This window comes from Bacillus sp. (in: firmicutes) (assembly GCA_017656295.1).
GTDB lineage: Bacteria > Bacillota > Bacilli > Bacillales > JACDOC01 > JACDOC01.
This window is the reverse complement of sequence record JACDOC010000001.1, coordinates 347,485-366,353: the sequence shown is the minus strand read 5'-3', so window position 1 is coordinate 366,353 and position 18,869 is coordinate 347,485. Positions and strand designations below refer to the sequence as shown.

17 protein-coding genes and 1 riboswitch are annotated in these 18,869 nt (G+C 39.2%); of the genes, 5 read left to right on the top strand and 12 right to left on the bottom strand.

Features of this window, described 5'->3' with window-relative positions:
* Nucleotides 1–39: 39 nt before the first annotated feature.
* From H0Z31_01770 to H0Z31_01730, 9 genes are all read right to left on the bottom strand, one after another.
* A complete protein-coding gene (locus H0Z31_01770) occupies nucleotides 40–1,137 on the bottom strand; it encodes a homoserine O-acetyltransferase (GenBank protein ID MBO8176163.1) in 1,098 nt (365 codons plus the stop codon).
* Between the two features lie 5 nt (nucleotides 1,138–1,142).
* On the bottom strand, nucleotides 1,143–2,447 hold the full coding sequence (locus tag H0Z31_01765; GenBank protein MBO8176162.1) for an O-acetylhomoserine aminocarboxypropyltransferase/cysteine synthase: 1,305 nt from the start codon (nucleotides 2,445–2,447) through the stop codon (nucleotides 1,143–1,145).
* Between the two features lie 141 nt (nucleotides 2,448–2,588).
* Nucleotides 2,589–2,704: riboswitch (SAM riboswitch) on the bottom strand.
* A 184-nt stretch (nucleotides 2,705–2,888) separates the two neighbouring features.
* Entirely contained in the window at nucleotides 2,889–3,803 is a 915-nt protein-coding gene (locus tag H0Z31_01760; GenBank protein ID MBO8176161.1) for a haloacid dehalogenase-like hydrolase, read from the bottom strand.
* Between the two features lie 57 nt (nucleotides 3,804–3,860).
* On the bottom strand, nucleotides 3,861–5,213 hold the full coding sequence (locus tag H0Z31_01755; GenBank protein MBO8176160.1) for a PTS transporter subunit EIIC: 1,353 nt from the start codon (nucleotides 5,211–5,213) through the stop codon (nucleotides 3,861–3,863).
* A gap of 53 nt (nucleotides 5,214–5,266) precedes the next feature.
* A complete protein-coding gene (locus tag H0Z31_01750) occupies nucleotides 5,267–5,992 on the bottom strand; it encodes a GntR family transcriptional regulator (protein MBO8176159.1) in 726 nt (241 codons plus the stop codon).
* Nucleotides 5,989–6,744 carry a glucosamine-6-phosphate deaminase gene (gene nagB / locus H0Z31_01745; GenBank protein MBO8176158.1) on the bottom strand — a complete coding sequence of 252 codons (756 nt, stop codon included), beginning with the start codon at nucleotides 6,742–6,744 and terminating at the stop codon, nucleotides 5,989–5,991. The genes H0Z31_01750 and nagB overlap by 4 nt, the downstream gene beginning before the upstream one ends.
* Entirely contained in the window at nucleotides 6,731–7,927 is a 1,197-nt protein-coding gene (gene nagA, locus H0Z31_01740; protein ID MBO8176157.1) for an N-acetylglucosamine-6-phosphate deacetylase, read from the bottom strand. The genes nagB and nagA overlap by 14 nt, the downstream gene beginning before the upstream one ends.
* Before the next feature lie 103 nt (nucleotides 7,928–8,030).
* Nucleotides 8,031–8,768 (bottom strand): SIS domain-containing protein, encoded by a 738-nt coding sequence (locus H0Z31_01735; protein MBO8176156.1) that lies wholly within the window; start codon nucleotides 8,766–8,768, stop codon nucleotides 8,031–8,033.
* Between the two features lie 163 nt (nucleotides 8,769–8,931).
* On the bottom strand, nucleotides 8,932–9,981 hold the full coding sequence (locus H0Z31_01730) for an NAD(P)/FAD-dependent oxidoreductase (GenBank protein ID MBO8176155.1): 1,050 nt from the start codon (nucleotides 9,979–9,981) through the stop codon (nucleotides 8,932–8,934).
* A 168-nt stretch (nucleotides 9,982–10,149) separates the two neighbouring features.
* Here H0Z31_01730 and H0Z31_01725 point away from each other — a divergent pair, with 168 nt between their 5' ends.
* The 5 genes from H0Z31_01725 (at nucleotide 10,150) to H0Z31_01705 (ending at nucleotide 15,166) form a co-directional block, all read left to right on the top strand.
* Nucleotides 10,150–10,995 carry an ABC transporter ATP-binding protein gene (locus tag H0Z31_01725; GenBank protein ID MBO8176154.1) on the top strand — a complete coding sequence of 282 codons (846 nt, stop codon included), beginning with the start codon at nucleotides 10,150–10,152 and terminating at the stop codon, nucleotides 10,993–10,995.
* A complete protein-coding gene (locus tag H0Z31_01720; protein MBO8176153.1) occupies nucleotides 10,946–11,869 on the top strand; it encodes an iron-hydroxamate ABC transporter substrate-binding protein in 924 nt (307 codons plus the stop codon). The genes H0Z31_01725 and H0Z31_01720 overlap by 50 nt, the downstream gene beginning before the upstream one ends.
* Nucleotides 11,870–11,953: 84 nt before the next feature.
* Nucleotides 11,954–12,964 carry an iron ABC transporter permease gene (locus H0Z31_01715; GenBank protein MBO8176152.1) on the top strand — a complete coding sequence of 337 codons (1,011 nt, stop codon included), beginning with the start codon at nucleotides 11,954–11,956 and terminating at the stop codon, nucleotides 12,962–12,964.
* Nucleotides 12,961–13,974: an iron ABC transporter permease gene (locus tag H0Z31_01710; protein MBO8176151.1), complete on the top strand. Its 1,014-nt coding sequence runs from the start codon at nucleotides 12,961–12,963 to the stop codon at nucleotides 13,972–13,974. Before H0Z31_01715 ends, H0Z31_01710 begins: the two co-directional genes overlap by 4 nt.
* Before the next feature lie 292 nt (nucleotides 13,975–14,266).
* On the top strand, nucleotides 14,267–15,166 hold the full coding sequence (locus tag H0Z31_01705) for a YegS/Rv2252/BmrU family lipid kinase (protein ID MBO8176150.1): 900 nt from the start codon (nucleotides 14,267–14,269) through the stop codon (nucleotides 15,164–15,166).
* Between the two features lie 407 nt (nucleotides 15,167–15,573).
* Here H0Z31_01705 and H0Z31_01700 read toward each other — a convergent pair whose 3' ends face one another.
* The 3 genes from H0Z31_01700 to H0Z31_01690 form a co-directional block, all read right to left on the bottom strand.
* A complete protein-coding gene (locus H0Z31_01700; GenBank protein MBO8176149.1) occupies nucleotides 15,574–15,978 on the bottom strand; it encodes a hypothetical protein in 405 nt (134 codons plus the stop codon).
* A gap of 135 nt (nucleotides 15,979–16,113) precedes the next feature.
* Nucleotides 16,114–17,205 carry a class II aldolase/adducin family protein gene (locus tag H0Z31_01695; protein MBO8176148.1) on the bottom strand — a complete coding sequence of 364 codons (1,092 nt, stop codon included), beginning with the start codon at nucleotides 17,203–17,205 and terminating at the stop codon, nucleotides 16,114–16,116.
* A 42-nt stretch (nucleotides 17,206–17,247) separates the two neighbouring features.
* Nucleotides 17,248–18,474, bottom strand: a complete 1,227-nt coding sequence (locus tag H0Z31_01690; GenBank protein MBO8176147.1) for an alcohol dehydrogenase catalytic domain-containing protein — start codon at nucleotides 18,472–18,474, stop codon at nucleotides 17,248–17,250.
* Nucleotides 18,475–18,869 lie beyond the last annotated feature (395 nt).

The following is an 18,869-nucleotide window of genomic DNA, read 5'->3' as shown; positions in this document are numbered from 1 at the left end:
AGGGACGAGATATGAAACGATGGGCAAATGGTGTCGTCATTAACGTGCTTGGGCCTGTTTTTTCGGTTTCAGATGGGTGCGGATGATGTCATCCCATCGATTAAATTCGGTTAAAAAGCCGTCATGACCGAATGGTGTTTCGACATAATAAAATGTACCGTTCGGAACGATTTCCGTAAAACGTTTTAACACATCAGCTGAGTAAATGAGATCGTGCTGAAACGCAACACCAATTACTTCTGCTTCATAGGTTGAGGCGACTTTTTTCCACCCGCCACGACCTCGACCAATATCATGGCTATTCATTGCATGTAATAAATAGAGGTAGCTATTTACGTCAAACCGGTTGGCAAGCTTCTCCCCTTGGTATAGGAGATACGATTCGACTTCATAATACGGAAAATCGGTCGATTGGTTCATTTGGCGTTCAAATCGTCCATTAAAAAGGTCATCGCTTCGATACGTCACTAGACCTGCCATCCTTGCAATGTGAAACCCTTTCACTTCGGACGAATGGAGATAATTTCCGTTTTTCCAATGTGGATCGTTTTCGATGGCGGCGATGCCAATCCGATTAAACGCAATTCCGTAGTCACTTAAATATGGAGTCGCTGCTAAAATAAAGAGTTGGTCCATAAAAGTCGGATACATCACTCCCCATTCAAACACTTGCATACCGCCTAACGAACCGCCAATCACCGCTTGAACATGGTGAATTCCTAATTGGTCGAGCCCCATTTTTTGAGCATGAACCATGTCACGAACCGTAATGCGTGGAAATTTCATACGATACACAGACCCGTCAGGTGATAGACTTGTCGGTCCGGTCGACCCTTGGCAGCCACCAAGCACATTAAACGTAATGACTTGATAAACATCAGTATCGACCGCTTTTCCGCTTCCAATCAGTCCGCTCCACCACCCTGGTTCATCTTCCGTTCCGACGGCAAACTGGTTCCCCGTTAACGCATGACAAACGACAATGGAAGGGCCGCTCCTATTCCCGCATCGCTCATACGCTAAGGCAACGTCAGGAAGAACATAACCGGACTCTAACCGTAAATTACCGATTGACACCTTTCCGACTTCCCTAGATGTTTGTGGAGTTGTTTTACTCACAGATAAGTTCCCTCGCATTCTGCTTATGCTTCGGTGGCCGTTAATTTCGTTGCTTTTTCAATCGCTTGCTGTAAATCATGAATTAAATCGTTTGGTGATTCTAAGCCAACAGATAGACGAATCAATTCTTCCGTCACACCGGTTTGTTTTAATTCTTCGGCACTTAATTGCTGATGGGTTGTAGACGCAGGATGAATAATGAGCGATTTTGCATCACCGACATTGGCAACATGGGACCAAAGTTGAACGTGGTCAATCACTTTTTGACCGGCTTCTCTACCGCCTTGAATACCGAAAACGACGATGGAACCAAATCCGTTCGCTAAATATTTTTTCGCTAATGCATGTGACGGATGGTTTGGAAGCCCTGGATACGTGACCCATTCGACCGAAGGGTGATCTTGTAAAAATTCCACAATTTTTTGGGCGTTTTCATTATGCTTTGGTATACGAAGGTGCAACGTTTCAAGCCCTTGCAAAAAGATGAACGCATTTTCAGGACTTAAACATGAACCAAAGTCACGAAGCAGTTGCACGCGTAACTTGACCGCAAACGGTGCATCCTTCACGTCTACTGCATAGCGAAGCCCATGATAGCTCCGGTCCGGTTCGGTAAAGCCCGGGAATTTTTCATGATTCCAATCAAACTTTCCGCTATCAACGACCACTCCACCGATGGCTCGACCATGGCCACCAATCCATTTCGTTGCGGAGTGGATGACGATATCGGCTCCCCATTCTATTGGGCGGCAGACATATGGAGTGGCAAACGTGTTATCGATAATAAGTGGAAGGTGATGATCATGAGCTATTTTCGCGACCGTTTCAATATCAAGCACATGTAAGCTTGGATTTCCAATTGTTTCGGCAAAAATTGCTTTCGTTTTTTCCGTAATTGCTTGCCGGAAATGATCGGGATCGGTTGGGTCAACAAATTTAACGTTAATGCCATACTTCGGTAAGGTCACCGCAAATAAATTATACGTACCGCCGTATAAATTGCTGGCAGCGACTATTTCATCTCCCGCATGCGCCACGTTTAAAATAGCTAACGTAATGGCCGCCATCCCGGATGATAACGCAACGGCTGCGGCTCCTCCTTCCAGTTGAGCGATGCGCTTTTCAAATACATCTACCGTTGGATTCCCAATGCGGGTGTAAATATTCCCCGCTTCTTTTAAGGCAAATAAGTTTTGCGCATGTTCCGTATCCCGAAACACATACGATGTTGTATGGTAGACCGGGACCGCCCGTGCTCCAGTCACAGGATCTGGCTCCTGCCCTCCGTGAAGCAAAATAGTTTCCAATTCATAATTGTGATTGCTCATACACATTCCTCCTTCAATTTTTGACCAATGACAAGGGAAACAAGGTTGAACATGTTGAAGACTCTAGTGAGGATCATAAGAAGAGGATAGGATGAAAAAAACCCCCTTCCTAAGAAGAGGGTTACGTGTCACACGCTCCTCCTCTTATCTTTCAGATCTCAAGGATCTGTAGGAATTGGCACCTTTTCAAGCCGTTTTTTGACTTGAAGGTTGCCGGGCTTCATTGGGCCTAGTCCCTCCGCCTCTCTTGATAAGAGTTGTGTTCCAAACTCATATGAAAATGTTCTTGTTGAGCATTGTATAATACTGGAACATGGAATGTCAATCTTTTTTTATTTTTCTGATAATTATTTATGATTTATGATTAATAAACATGTTTAATTATGCTTAATTAACGAATAAAAAGCTATACTACCATGTGTCAGATCTTACAATGACCAATCATCGTAGGGGAGAGGAAGCCATACGAATAAAGGTATGTCGTTTTCCACGAATGGCAATCGAATAAGTCATAATATTTTCCGGTACAGCGATTCCGTGAAAACCTGCGTCCCCAATATGAAAAATATCAGCTCCTGTCATTTTTCCCATTAATGCGATTTGTCTTATCGTTTGTTCATCTGCTCCTTCTTGACTCGTTCCAATGGTAAGCATTACTAAACTCTTTTTCTGATGAGCAAAATTGACCCAATGTTGAACCTTTTCCACCGTTATTCCCGGCACTGTTCCTGGAGCTGGTAGAATAATAACATCAGCCCCTGCTGCTATAAAACTGTCAATGATTTTGGTAGAAACAATTTCGCTTCCAGTCTCATTAACTACTCCAGCTCCATGCATTTTTCCAGCAATAATTAACCCATTTTCTCCAAGAATATTTCTTGCTTGTGAAATGGCTTGAATAATTGCTTCATTCGATACCCCAGTCTTCGGGTTTCCTGTTAAACAAACAAAGTCAAAACCCAATCGTTTTACTTGATTTAAGGAACGATCTGTAGCTATTCTACCTTCTGGAAGCGTGGTCAAAGTTTCTACCGAAGAAACGGTTGGATCGACAGGCTCCAAGTTCACACCTATGGGACGACCGATTAAGTGTTTAAGCCTTCCCACAACACTGTCACCTTCTTCACCTAAGCCTTGTATACTAGGGGAATACACATCAAAACCATTTAATAACAAGAGGTCGGCTCCAAATGCAGCAGCTAGCTCCGGATTAGATACAGAAGGATATAATGGAGATACACTAGTAATAACTTCCGAAACAATGACTCTACCTTCCGAAGCTAAAATAGAATGCTTGAGCTCTTTCCCATCCATTTTAAAAAAGTCTGTAGCAGTACAATCGAGTAGACGTTTCATCTTTATCCCCTTCTAACCTTTTAAAAATTTTAATCTACAGGACAAGGTTATGTCGTATTATAATGCTTTCATTCGATCAGCAATAAACTCAACGTCTGTTCCCACTACCACTTGGAGATCGGTACTGTTTAATTTGATCACACCTTTTGCTCCTAAATGTTTGAGAGCGCTTTCATCAACTTGTGACATATCCTTTACCTTCAAACGTAAACGAGTAATACAATGATCAATTTGAACGATGTTGTCCTTCCCACCTAATGCCGACATATAGGAGATTGCTAGTTCGTTATATTGAGATTTTCCAGTTTCTTTTATTCCTTCTACTGTTTCTTCTCGTCCTGGTGTTTGTAAATTGAGTTTAATAATTAAGAAGTAGAAAAGGATAAAATACACTAATCCGTATGCAATCCCTTGTACAAATAACAACCAAGGTTTTTGTGCAGCGCTTAAGTTTAAGAAGAAATCGATAGCTCCTGCTGAAAAACCAAAACCGTGATGAATATCTAACAACGTAGCAATTGACAATGATAGCCCAGTTAATATTGCATGAACGAAGTAGAGAAGCGGGGATAAAAACATAAACAAGAACTCAACCGGTTCTGTAATTCCAGTTAAAAACGAAGTAAATGCCACCCCAATGAGAGCTCCAGCAACAGCTTTTCTCCGCTCTTTTTTCGCTGCGGCAATCATAGCAAAGGCAGCAGCAGGTAGCCCAAACATCATAACTGGGAAGAATCCTGCCATAAAAATACCTGCTTCCGGATCACCGGCAAAAAACCGGTTCAAGTCTCCGGTAACTCCATCGTATTCACCAAAAACAAACCATACTAAACTATTTAACACATGGTGCAATCCAATTGGAATTAATAAACGGTTAAGAAAACCAAATACCCCAACACCTACGGCTCCTGCGCCAACAATCCACTCACCAATAGTGTTGATACCTTCTTGTATTAGTGGCCAAATGAACCCGAAAAGTCCAGCTAAAAGAAGCATGACGAATGAGGTAACAATTGGTACAAATCGCTTTCCACCAAAAAACCCTAACCATTCTGGTAATTTTATATCGTTGTAGCGATTGTACAATAAACCTGCGATAATACCTGAAATAATTCCACCAAGGACCGCCATATTAATGTCTTCATTAATAGCAGCCGTTCCTTTTGTTAAAACAAAGTACCCAATAGCCCCTGCTAAAGCAGCAGAACCATTTCCATCTTTAGAAAGTCCTACCGCTACACCAATAGCAAAAATTAAAGCCAAGTTTTCGAAAATGGCCCCTCCAGCTGCTGCTATAAAGGAAATATCCAATAAATCCGGTTGCCCGAGACGAAGTAGCAAAGCAGCTGCAGGTAGCACGGCAATAGGAAGCATGAGCGCCTTCCCAATTCGCTGTAAAAAACTTAACATATCATTTTTCCTCCTTTTTTTGTTTTTATTGTAAAAAGCAAGTAAACATGCTTTTACAATCGATTCATCTCAACAATGAACTTATAACGGTCTCCCCGATACACCGATTTGACAATTTCGAGAGGTTTACCGTTTTCTAATAAACTTTTACGTTGAATAAACAAAACTGGTGCACCTTCCTTAATCTCTAGTAAATCCGCTTCTACCTTTCTAGCAACCGAAGCTTCTAATTCTTGAACACCTGTATGGATTATTAACCCAGCCTTTTGTTCAATCCATTCGTATAGCGAACCTTTAACCACTTCTTTCGTTAATTGTGGAACCCGTGAACAAGGAAGATAGCACGTCTCCAACGCCATCGGGATGTGATCAGCTAAACGGATTCGTTGAATTTCATACACTTCATCCAATTCAGGTATGTTTAATTGTTGAGCCAGCGATGAAGAAGCCTTAATGACACTAAATCTTAATAGTTTAGTACCTGGCTCCATCCCTCTTACACGCATATCTTCTGAAAAGCTTGTTAATCCTTTTAACACCTGTTCAATTTTTTGTTCAGCAACAAATGTTCCTTTTCCGCGTTTTCGAACTAAATAACCATCGTTCACCAAATTATTTATTGCCTGTCGAACAGTCATGCGACTTATATCAAATTGCTCTGCCAACTCTCTTTCAGACGGAATCGACTCCCCTGGCTGTATTTTTTTCTTTTCAATCCATTCCTTAATCATTTGCTCCAATTGATAGTAGATTGGAAGTGGTGAATTTTTGTTGATCATATAACATACACCTTTCTTGAAGATTGAGATAACTTTGAGCAAGCTGCTTCATCCGCCAAAATAGTGACATCAGGATGATTTTTTAGCACTGATGCTGGAAGCATTTCATCTATGTCACTTTCTAAAAGTTGTGACAGAATCGTTGCCTTTTTTACACCAGAAACTAATAGAATGATTCGACGACTTTCCATAATCGTCGTAATTCCCATCGTAATTGCTTTCGTAGGAACATCCTCAATACTTGAAAAAAAGCGAGCATTAGCTTTTCGAGTACATTCATCCAGTTGTACGACATGCGTCCTTGATAGAAAGGGGGTACCTGGTTCGTTAAATCCGATATGCCCATTGATTCCTATACCTAGTAATTGAAGATCAATGCCCCCTACTGTTTGGATACACTGTTCATACTGGAAACATTCTTGTTCTAAGTCTGCCGCCATTCCATTGGGTATATATGTAGCAGCTATTGATATATCTAGATGGCGAAACAAATGATATTTCATGTAAAAGTGATAACTATTACGATTACTAGGTGGTAGACCGACATATTCATCCAAATTGAACGTTTTTACTTGTTTATAAGAAGTCCGCTGTTTCCGGAAATCGGAAACAAGTTCCTTATACGTTCCAAGCATGGTACTACCTGTAGCCAACCCTAATACCGCATTTGGTTTTTCATGAATCTGTTTCAAGATAAGTACTGCAGCTTTTACACTCATTTCTTTATAATCTTTCACTTTAATTAGTTTCATCTAAACCCTCCCTTCTTGTGTATGCTAATTTACCCCGACAGAAAGTCATCGCGACTTCTCCTTCACAATCCAATACAACAATGTCTGCATCCTTCCCTTTCTTCAAGCTTCCTTTCCGATTCAAAATATTTAATTGAGAAGCTGGATTCCATGAGGACATCTGAATGACGTCACGTAACGAACATTGTGTATATGTTTGTATATTTTGAATTGCATCTTTCATTTTCAAAATACTTCCTGCCAACGTACCATCAGCTAAGGTTGCTTGTTTTTCTTTCACAGTTACTTCTTGTCCACCTAATTCGTATATACCAGGTTTCATGCACTTTGCACGCATCGCATCCGTAATGAGCATCAATCCTTCTTTCCCTTTATTTCGATAGGCAAACCGTACCATTGGTGGACTAACGTGAATACCATCGACAATAATTTCTGTTTTGATTTCATCATGCATCAATACGGCTCCAGCAACCCCTGGTTCACGGTGGTGCAAACCTCTCATGCCATTAAAAAGGTGAGTCCCATGCGAAATCCCAGCCTGAATGGCGTGAACCACTTCATCATAAATCGCATCCGAATGGCCAATGGAGGCAACGACACCATGTTTTTTTAAGTACTTTACAAGTTCAATTCCTCCAGGTAATTCGGGTGCTAACGTCACTAAACGAATAAAGCCATTAGCGTCTTGCTGCCATTTATGGAACAATGAAATATCTGGATCGATGATATATTCCTGATTTTGTGCTCCGGCCCGTTTCGGTGATATAAACGGACCTTCCAAATGAATTCCTAATATTTCCGCTTCCCCTGGTTGATTGCTCGTTTCCATGTATAGTGCTACGTTTCGAACAGCGTGTTCAATTAAAGATTTCGGGGCCGTCATTGTCGTTGCTAAAAAAGAAGTCGTTCCTTCTTGAGGTAATATGGTCGCCATTGTACGAAGTGCTTCAGTAGTTCCATCCATTGTATCTGCACCTGCTACACCATGGATATGAAGATCTATAAAACCAGGAACAACACGATCTGTTGGTAAAAGCTCAATGACATTCGCATTTGGAAATGTTGGACATGTAGACATTGGACCAACTTCAAGAATTGTTATTCCATCTATTACCACATATCCAGGCGAATACGTTTGTTGTTCTGCGTAAACGCTTCCATTAATAAGTATCGTTCGCATTATTCAAACTCCTAGAGATTCTATTTTTTTTACAAATTATAACATTATGAATTCTAGTTGTCTAGACCACTATACAACCAAACGTCTACTCCTTTTTTATCGACAACTACCTTTTTGAAAACTTAATACGGGATTGATAGGAACTGATTAAGCGTTCGTTATATTCGGTAGTATGCTCAATATTGCCACTTAAAAAAACAGGAGGGATGGTTCCGTCTTTGATTAACTGTTCAATCGCTGTTACTATCATTCCATGGACAATTGTCATACTAATAATCGTGGACACAGGACCAAATGGAACCTCGCTCATTGGATGGGAAAGGAGTGTATCACCAATCGGAACATGGTTATTAATTACTATATTCGCTACATCACTTAAGTAGAATCCATGTTCATGTTTTGAAGAAAATTGATTTCTGTATTGTAAAGAAGTTACAGCAATGACGTAAGCACCTTTTTCAAGTGCGATTTGTGCTACATCTATCGGTACAGGATTCCGGCCTGAAGTAGAAATAACAATCACGACGTCTTCCGGGCGAACATCTACTTTTCTCATGAATTTTTCTGCATATCCATTCTTTTTTTCAATATGGGATGATTGGATTGCATCCTGATGTAACATTAACTCTTCAATAAAAATAGGTTGTATGGGTACTAATCCTCCCGCTCGATAATAGGCATCTGCAGCTACAAGATGTGAATGACCACATCCAAAGAGATGCACAATCCCTTGATTACTAATTGATTCAGCAATCTTCTCACCTGCTTTTTGGATGGCGTCTTTTTCATAGGTTTGAATTGTTTTCAAAAGAGTGGTTACTCCTTGAAAATAAGCATCAATCATTCAGACCCTCCTTTCTTTGTTACAAATGTAAATAAACTATTGGAAATAATTAAGCACATGAATAAATCGTAATAGTCAAATTTATATTGTAGTAATCTTTCCTCCTTTCTCCTGTACTTAAAACAATATTATAATAATTATCTACTAGTATTGAAAAGTTATGTTACTTCATCATCTCTCTTACTAACTCCTTATTTCTTGTCTTAAAAACCTCATTATGCGAAGAAACCATAGCAACCTTGTCAGCATCAGGCTGAATATATTGTTTCGCTTTGTTTACAGCATTAGCCGCATCCTGAAAAGCACCTGCGATTAAATGTAATTTCCCATCGTATTTCAAAATGTCTCCAACTGCGTAAAGGCCAGGAACGGAAGATTCGCCATGTGCATTGCCTGCAATAAAGTAATTATCAGCTAACTTAATATTTAACTCACTATTCTCAAGTAGGGTAGCATCACGTTCATACCCATGATTAATAATCACTTCATCAATCGGTAAATAGATTACTTCTCCAGTTTCACTATTGGTCAATTCCACACGTTCGATTACTTCACGATTCTTACTTGCTATTAGTTTGGTAATTGACGTATGAAAGAAGCAAGTAACTGAGCTGTTTAATAATTGGGAAACTTGTGATTCATGACCTTTTAAGACCTCTTTCCGATAGGTAACATATACTTTTTTGGCGATTGGCTCTAATTCATTGGCCCAATCGATGGCTGAATTTCCTCCTCCCGAGATGATCACAACCTTGTCTTTAAACCTTTTTAAAGATTTGACGGTGTAATGCAAATTAGATACTTCAAATCTCTCAGCACCTTCGATTTCTAGCTTTTTAGGTTTAAGTATCCCACTACCAATCGCCACAATCACTGTTTTCGAAACATGTTGTTGTCCAGAGGCAGCTCGTAAAACAAATATCCCGTCATCTTTTCGTTTGATGGACTCAATTTTTTCATTCAATACGACGGTCGGATGAAAAGTTAAACCTTGTTTGACTAACTGTTCAATTAATTTTTCTCCTGTAATTGGTGCATGCCCTCCTACATCCCAAATCATCTTTTCTGGATAGGCATGGATTTTACCACCAAGTAATGGTTGATATTCAATTAACTTCGTTTTCATTTCTCGAAGTCCGCTATAAAAAGTCGCGTAAAGACCAGCTGGTCCCCCGCCGATAATCGTCACATCATATAATTCTTCCTTTTCCATTTCCAATCACCTCAAGGTTGTAATTGATTATCATTATCAATTAATATACTCCTTTTTCTTCACATTTACAACTAAAACAGCTATTGACAAGGCGAGAAAGTAGAATTATAGTTTATTTGAAATTGATTCTCATTATCGTGTTATACTTGCTTAGATGGAGGTGATAAGATGGTACGCCTATACACAAATGACCTGAGTGTTAGTTATGATGAACGGTTAATCGTAAAAAATTTGAGTATACAAATTCCCGATAAAAAAATCACCACCATTATTGGCTCTAACGGGTGTGGGAAGTCAACATTACTCAAAGCACTTACCCGTATCATTCCCCACCAATCAGGTACCGTCGTCTTAGATGGTAAACAAATATCGACAGAAAACACGAAAATACTCGCCCGAAAAATGGCGATTCTTCCCCAAACACCAGAAAGCCCAAGTGGCTTAACTGTCGGAGAATTAGTATCTTATGGCCGTTTCCCTTACCAAAAAGGATTTGGCCGTTTAACAAAAAAAGATTATGAAGTGATCGACTGGGCACTGGATGTCACAGGAACGGTGGACTTTAAATATCGTCCTGTCGATTCGCTTTCCGGTGGTCAGCGTCAACGCGTTTGGATTGCTATGGCTCTTGCCCAAGAAACAGAATATATATTTCTCGATGAACCGACCACCTATTTAGATATGGCCCATCAACTGGAAGTGTTGGAGCTTCTTCAACAATTAAATAAAGAGCAAGGACGAACGATTATCATGGTTCTACATGATTTAAACCATGCCGCTCGCTTTGCTGATTTTTTAATTGCCATGAAAGATGGCCAAATTGTAAAAGCGGGAACTTGTGAAGAAGTAATAAACCAAGAGGTATTAAAACAAGTATTCCACATTAATGCGGTCATCGGTCGCGATCCGTATACAAATAAACCAATATGTATTACCTACAATCTATTAAAAGGAGAGAATAAACATGAAGAAACTTATGATGCCATTCCTACTCTTATTGGTGCTAGTCATTAGTGCTTGTAGCAATGAGTCAACGACAAAAGAAAGTCAATCTTCAGCAAAAGAGGAGAAAAAAGAAACGATTATCTACCAATCTGAAAATGGACCTATTGAAGTACCAGCTCACCCGGAACGAGTAGTGGTTTTGTCATCTTTTGCTGGGCACGTGATGGCTTTAGATGTTAATCTTGTTGGTGTCGATTCATGGTCGAAAATGAACCCACGTTTTCAAGAAAAGTTAAAAGATGTGGAAGAAGTATCGGATGAAAATATCGAAAAAATTATTGAATTAAATCCAGACTTAATCATTGGTTTATCCAATATCAAAAATGTGGATAAATTAAGTCAAATAGCACCTACTGTTACATATACGTACGGGAAATTAGATTATTTAACACAATTCTTAGAAATTGGAAAACTATTAAACAAAGAAGAAGAAGCTCGAGCTTGGATTGAGGATTTCAAAAAACGGGCCCAAAAAGCGGGAGAAGAGATACGGGCAAAGATTGGAGAAGATGCAACGGTTTCCGTTATTGAAAACTTCGATAAACAACTCTATGTTTTCGGAGATAACTGGGGTCGTGGTACCGAAATCTTATATCAAGAAATGAAATTAAACATGCCTGAAAAAGTAAAAGAAATGGCTTTAGAGCCTGGTTACTATGCCTTATCCCTAGAAGTTCTTCCTGAATTTGCTGGTGACTATATCATCTTTAGTAAAAACCCAGATTCCGATCATTCATTCCAAGAAACGGATACGTACAAAAACATACCAGCAGTAAAAAATAATCGAGTATTTGAGGCAAATGCAAAAGAGTTCTACTTCAATGACCCAATCACTTTAGATTATCAGCTTGAATTCTTTATTCAAAACTTTTTAGGTAACTAATCACTAGACTGACGAGGAATTCTACATTAGTTAGGATTCCTCGTGATTTATTTTGTATATATCCATATGAAAAGAGGGATCAACATGTCGTCAGACAAGGGCCATACTATCCCATTTGTATATAAGTTCATTGCTGCCACTTTGGCATGCGTAGGGATGTTTATAATTTCCATGGTACTTGGAGCAGCAGACACGACGATAAAAGACGTGTGGTTCGCCTTAACCTCTAATGTAAAAAGTGATCGACTATTAATTATTCGTGAACTTCGTTTACCACGCGAAATTGCCGCCATTTTTGTTGGGGCAGCACTAGCAACTTCAGGTGCCATTATGCAAGGGATCACAAGAAATCCGCTTGCTGATCCAGGATTGTTAGGACTAACTGCAGGTGCCAATGCCGCCTTAGCCATTACCCTTGCCTTCATTCCTTCTGCTAATTATTTCAGTATTATGATTGCTTGTTTTATCGGAGCGGCTGTTGGTTCTATTTTTGTATTTGGTATTGGTGCCATAAAAAAAGGTGGGTTTTCTCCATTTCGTATTGTGCTTGCAGGGGCTGCTGTTTCGGCATTTTTATTTGCGGTCGCCGAAGGAATTGGCATTTACTATAAAATTTCCAAAGATGTATCGATGTGGACGGCGGGAGGTTTCATTGGTACATCATGGAGTCAACTGCAAGTCATCGTCCCTTTTATTCTATTCGGTATTTTTATTGCCCTCCTTCTTTCAAGACAACTGACTATTTTGAGCTTAAGTGAAGAAGTGGCCGTTGTATTAGGCCAAAAAACAACGCAAATAAAAATGGTCCTGTTTTTTGTCATTATCCTATTAGCTGGAGCTTCTGTTGCTCTGGTTGGCAATATGGCCTTTATCGGTTTAATGGTTCCCCATATCGTTCGGGCAATGGTAGGAACCGATTACCGTTTGATTTTACCTATGTCAGCGATGATAGGAGCTATTTTTATGTTATTTGCTGATACTCTCGGACGGACGATCAATGCTCCATACGAAACACCTGTAGCTGCCATTGTTGCTATGATGGGATTACCTTTCTTCCTTTTTATTGTACATAAAGGAGGTAAAGTACTCTCATGATATCACCACTTCTTTTAAAAAAGCAGCGTATGATTCTCTGTGCATTATTAGCACTCATCATGTTGACCATTGTGATTGGGATGGGCTTAGGCTACTCCTCCGTGTCTTTTGATCGAATTCTTCCGACTTTATTAGGTCAAGGTACTTTTAAAGAAGAATTTGTATTATTCTCTGTCCGCCTGCCACGAATCATCATTACATTACTTGCAGGAATGGCTCTCGCATTATCTGGAGCGATTTTTCAAGGAATCACCCGAAATGATTTAGCTGACCCAGGCATTTTAGGCATTAACTCTGGTGCTGGTGTCGCTATTACCATTTTCTTTTTATTTTTTCCGATCAGTTCCGGGACATTTATTTATATACTCCCACTAGTCGCTTTTTTAGGTGCCCTATTAACGGCATGTCTCATTTATGTACTATCGTATAACAAAAGTCAGGGACTTTCCCCTATTCAATTAGTGCTAATTGGAGTAGGATGTTCGATGGCACAATCTGGCTTGATGGTTGTTCTTATCTCTTCGGCTGAACGGACGAAAGTTGATTTTATCGCAAAGTGGCTAGCCGGAAGTATTTGGGGGACTGATTGGCCCTTTATTTTGGCGATTCTTCCATGGTTGATAGTCTTAATCCCTTTTACATTATATAAGGCCAATCGATTAAATCTCCTTAGCTTAAGCGATCCTGTCGCCATCGGTGTTGGATTAAACATTAAAAAGGAACGAATCGTATTGCTTATTACCGCTGTAGCACTTGCTGCTTCTGCCGTTTCTGTCACCGGAGGAGTTGCTTTTATCGGTCTAATGGCTCCACATATAGCCAAAGCACTTGTTGGACCTCGAAATCAATTATTTATGCCAATTGCCATTCTTCTTGGCGGATGGCTATTGTTAGTGGCTGATACAATTGGACGTAATTTAGCGGACCCTGATGGGATTCCTGCGGGGATTATGGTCGCATTCATTGGGGCACCATATTTTATCTATTTATTAATGAAAAATGAGAAATAGATTCTGAAAAGGGCAGTATAGATCGACTTTATACTGCCTTTATTTGTCGTGTTAAAAAATAAACAAAAATTGTATGAAAGTTTACGAATAACGACATCATCGGACAACAAGTGCTAATTGAAAAAGGTAGAGAAGGATTTCATTACCATCATAATTTCATCTTAGCAAAACCATACTATTTCATAATTGACAAAGATAAAAATATTGGGACATGTAAATGGAAATCTTTTTTTACCAAAACCTGTCACAAAACTATAAAGAGCTTGTTGGACTAAATGTGAGGTTTTTCATCATGTATGATAAACAGGCGTTAATGGTTTATAATCCATTTTCTGGAAAACAGAAAAAACACAAAGAATTTCCAATGTTAATAAATAAACTTTCAGATTTAGGTTATCACTTAACGATTTATCAACCAAACGAGTTAACCCACTTTAATTATCTAATTAAAAAAGCATGCCAGCAAAAATGGGACGCCATTTTTATTGCAGGTGGGGATGGAACCATTAACCGAACCATTCAATTTGTAGCAGAACAAGAGTATAGACCAAATATTGGAGTGTTCCCCTTTGGCACAAGTAATGAATTTGCCAAATTTATTGGAATACCTTTAAATATTTTTGACGTTGTTTCCATTATTGAATCCGGGTTCTTAAGACCTGTCGACATTGGGAAGTTTGGAAATCGATACTTTACCAATATTGCAGCTGCAGGTTGGCTCACAGATATTACTTATGAAACCCCTCCGTACCTTAAATCTAAAATTGGAGAATTAGCGTATTGTCTTTATTTTTTTAAACAGTTTTTGATGAAAAAACCATTAGATACGATTTCAATAAAGGTTTCCTCCCAAGTTCTTTCTGACCTATCCTTATTTATAGTGATGAAAGGAAACTCTGTTGGTCCAATCAATCGTCTTATTGAAGAAAAGACAAGTGATGACGAAGCTTTTCATCTGATTACGTATAAAAAAACAGCCCGAATCCGACTGTTTTGTGTATTACTATCGAAAATGCTTAACCTGACGAATGACCCTTCCATTATTCAACATACGAAAATAAAATCAGCTGACTTTATCATACCTGAATCACTCGCTTTAAATCTTGATGGAGAACTAGCGAAAGTAAATAGTACAAGTTTTAACGTTCTCCCTAAACATCTCAAAGTGTTTAGTTCCCGTTCAAAAAAATAAAATAACCTCTCCCCTGTTCAAGATGAAAAAACATTTAAAAAGGGTCTAAAAAATTCCCCAAGTCCATTAATGGGTACATGGGGATTTCATTGTTAATAGAAACCGCCTATTATTTCTTTTTGTTCATTTCTTCGTATGCCTTTTCATAATCAAATTCGACTAACGCAACGATCATTTTATTGATTTCTTCAACGATAGCCTTAATAAATTGGAGCATGACCGTTTTACAAACTCCTTTCATGAGATTGTTCATTAACGAATTGATAATGTTAGTTTGCTTAAAAGTAGATTTACTATGCACATTTTATCGAACGATACTTTTTTCTTTTTGGCTCTGTTAAACGATACATTTCGCTTGTGGCGGACGCTTTCCGCGGGCAAGCCGCAAGCCGCTTCCCTCGCTACGCTCAAGTAAGGGTCTTGCGGCTTCTTGTTCCCGCTGGAGTCGCCGCCTTTCGCTTCATGTGAATTAACTTGCTAAAAATCAACAATGACATATACATAGCCTTCTTTTTAAAAACAGTATCAGTAAAAGTAGTGCTAATTTCTTTATAATAAGGAAAAGAATTGCTGATTGGCTTGCAGTTTCGGTTATTTGGCTTGCACTTTCGGCCATTTGGCTTGCACTTTGGCCTTTCGGCTTGCACTTTGGCCTTTTGGCTTGCACTTTTGGCTTTTTGGCTTGCACTTTCGGCCATTTGGCTTGCACTTTCGGCCATTTGGCTTGCACTTTGGCCTTTTGGCTTGCACTTTGGCCTTTCGGCTTGCACTTTCGGCCATTTGGCTTGCACTTTCGGCCATTTGGCTTGCACTTTCAGCTTTTTGGTTTGGTGGAGCTCAGATTGAAACCAAATCTGAGCTCTTTTCATGTAATAATAGGATGGATCGATTCACAAATTTATTTCAGAGATACTTCAGCAAAATGTGTTTACATTTTCTTAATTACGTTAAAACATTGGTACTTGAGGAATAATTTTACCGTCGATCCGTTCAAAGATGTCATTTAAATCCGTACCTGTAATGGTTAAGCCATGGTTTTTCAAACCAATAATCGCTCTAGCAGGCTCCTCCGAATCTCGGACAAGTTCAGCAACTGTTTTGGCAAGTTCAATCGTTCCACAAGGATAATTTATCTCTGTCGCCTTTATTCCGTCCATCCAAGCATGAACATGGACAATGGCCCCTACCTCTGGGTGTTCTTTATAAATCATCCAGTGCTCAATCGCGTCGACAGAAGCCCTTTTTGGTGTAATATTCGGGGGAACGCTTACTTTTATGGCATTTTTATCAGGATCATACCCCCTGATTAAAAGAAAATCTTCCCCAACTGTTTTCATATCTGCTTTGTTAATTCCGCTTGCACTCATCCAAAAGCTTTCACCGTCCCGTCTGGCACTGAGGTTTCCATAGCTAAGTCCTCCTATTCCGTAAAGTTTATTTAGATGACGCATATCACGAGGTGTAAGATATTCCTCTAATGGAAATGGAGCTGGGAGTAAATTCATTCGATCAAGCTTTTTCCCGGATTCGCTTAATGATTTTGTAATCTCATCGCCGTTCCACATCTCTTCAGGAAGATCGTCATAAAAATCATTGTCAATCACTAACTGTGAAGCGGCCAGCGGTTCTAATCTTTCATAAATACGTTCAAAAAATTTTCCTTCTTCTCCTTTTCGATACGTCAATTTGTAAAACCCTTGTTCAGGAGTAAGAAAATATATATCTGTTGTTTCATCATCATTATGTAGGATATACATCAAATGATTGGCTAAAGACCTGACTAAATATGGATAGGCTGATTTGTGAATATTTTCTGTTTTTTCCGATGTTTCCATAACAGAAACGACAAACGTTGCCTGAGCCTGTCTCCGGTAAGGCCGCGGTTTTTCAGAATCAATATAATGAAACACAAGTTTAACATTTTCTTCAGGAACGTTATAAAACGTATAACCTCTTGATAAAAACTCCTCTTTTATTCCTTCAGCAAGCCAATTTAAAAAAGGAGTTTGTATGTTTCCATTCATGGTAAAAGTTTTCATCATATTTCCCTCCTAACTTGTGTTTTCGTAGTGAAAAAGGATTTAAGGTTCGAATACCACTTTCATGATGGAACCTTTTCCTTTGTTAACAACCGTTTGTAAGGCTTCACGATAATTTTCCAAAGGAAAACGATGTGTGACCAATGGGGATAAATCCACCTTTTCATTACGCATTAATTCGATAGCAATTTGTAATGTACGCATTTTCTTTCCTTGATATTCATCTGTACTGTAAGCAAAGCTTCCTTTAATATCTAACTCATTCAGCCAAACCGTCGTCCAATCCACACCGTCAATGATCCCTGCTAATCCCAATAGAACAACTTTTCCTCCATGTCTAGCAAAACGGAGTGAATCGTTTATGCTTTGTTTATTGCCGACACATTCAAAAATAAGATCGGCTCCACCTTGTATAACCGGATCACCAAAGAGTGGCTCTAACACGCTTGCATGAAGAGATTTGGCTGTTTGGTAAATATAGTCTTTATTTTTTGTCAGATAAATAATTTCATCTGCACCATAGTGGGAAGCAAGCTGTGCTTGAAAGGCGTGTTTGGCTAAAACGACTAAACGGCAAGGTATTTCCAGCGCTCGAATAGCAGCGACAACGCAAATTCCAATGGCACCGGCTCCAATGACCAATACCGTATCATCCTTTTTCGGACGATTTCGCAAAACCGCATGCAAGGCACAGCTAAAAGGTTCTACCAACACACCGTTTAAATCATTTACATGATCAGGAAGCTTCAATACTTGACTTTTATGTGCCACAAGATAAGGTCCCCAGCTTCCACCGGTGTCACGGCAAGTCCCTATTAACATTCCTGGTGAAATTTCCCCTTCAGTCATAAAATGACAAAGACTGTAATCCCCCTGTCGGCAATTTGGACAAGGATCTGCTATTCCTCTTGTTATACATGATAATATCGGGTCAATAACTACCCGGTCTCCCACATGAATGTTCTCTACCTTTGAACCAACTTCTTCAATCGTTCCTACCACTTCATGTCCAATCGTAAATGGAAAAGACGCAAACGGGGAAGTTGCTGGACTATCATTTAAAAGGATCAAATTTAAGTCACTTCCACAGATTCCTCCATACTTTACCTTTACTTTTACCCATTCATCGTTTGGAAGTTTCGGGACTTCTACACGGCGTAATCGAATGCATGAGAATCTGGAATCCCAATAAAAGGATTTTGAAAATTTACCCATCATTTTACTCAAAACATACCGCGGTACACTGTAGTCAAATTGAATGGAATTCATTTTTGCATGACCCCCTGATATGGAATATTTTTGTTAATTTGACCAAAAAATATACACAAAAACAACATTTTTTCTAATTATGTAATATGTTAGGAAAACATGTTCTAATACAAGCTGGTCAGCTAGGTAAACAACAATTAATGACCAATCAACAGAAAGACATGTACAATGCTAAGAAAATTTAAAAACGAAAACTTGTTCACCATTTCCAATATCCCTTTCAACAGCATTCCTCCTAAGAATCCCCAAATCTCCCACTCAACTAACCAAACTATCCAAAATCCACCTAAAAAAATTTACATTTCCTTATTAATCTGGTTGAGTTGTCCTATACAAATCTTTTTATTAAACATAGTTTAGTAAAAGGATGGAGAAAGACTAATGCCGATTAACGC

Coding starts and splice junctions, on each gene's coding strand:
- H0Z31_01735 (MBO8176156.1), bottom strand. CDS start 8,768: ATGATTGATGCTTATTTTCAAGGAGTAACCACTCTTTTGAAAACAATT.
- H0Z31_01755 (MBO8176160.1), bottom strand. CDS start 5,213: ATGTTAAGTTTTTTACAGCGAATTGGGAAGGCGCTCATGCTTCCTATT.
- H0Z31_01715 (MBO8176152.1), top strand. CDS start 11,954: ATGTCGTCAGACAAGGGCCATACTATCCCATTTGTATATAAGTTCATT.
- H0Z31_01705 (MBO8176150.1), top strand. CDS start 14,267: ATGTATGATAAACAGGCGTTAATGGTTTATAATCCATTTTCTGGAAAA.
- H0Z31_01720 (MBO8176153.1), top strand. CDS start 10,946: ATGAAGAAACTTATGATGCCATTCCTACTCTTATTGGTGCTAGTCATT.
- H0Z31_01760 (MBO8176161.1), bottom strand. CDS start 3,803: ATGAAACGTCTACTCGATTGTACTGCTACAGACTTTTTTAAAATGGAT.
- H0Z31_01695 (MBO8176148.1), bottom strand. CDS start 17,205: ATGAAAACTTTTACCATGAATGGAAACATACAAACTCCTTTTTTAAAT.
- H0Z31_01710 (MBO8176151.1), top strand. CDS start 12,961: ATGATATCACCACTTCTTTTAAAAAAGCAGCGTATGATTCTCTGTGCA.
- H0Z31_01725 (MBO8176154.1), top strand. CDS start 10,150: ATGGTACGCCTATACACAAATGACCTGAGTGTTAGTTATGATGAACGG.
- H0Z31_01770 (MBO8176163.1), bottom strand. CDS start 1,137: ATGCGAGGGAACTTATCTGTGAGTAAAACAACTCCACAAACATCTAGG.
- nagB (MBO8176158.1), bottom strand. CDS start 6,744: ATGAAACTAATTAAAGTGAAAGATTATAAAGAAATGAGTGTAAAAGCT.
- H0Z31_01765 (MBO8176162.1), bottom strand. CDS start 2,447: ATGAGCAATCACAATTATGAATTGGAAACTATTTTGCTTCACGGAGGG.
- H0Z31_01750 (MBO8176159.1), bottom strand. CDS start 5,992: ATGATCAACAAAAATTCACCACTTCCAATCTACTATCAATTGGAGCAA.
- H0Z31_01730 (MBO8176155.1), bottom strand. CDS start 9,981: ATGGAAAAGGAAGAATTATATGATGTGACGATTATCGGCGGGGGACCA.
- H0Z31_01690 (MBO8176147.1), bottom strand. CDS start 18,474: ATGAATTCCATTCAATTTGACTACAGTGTACCGCGGTATGTTTTGAGT.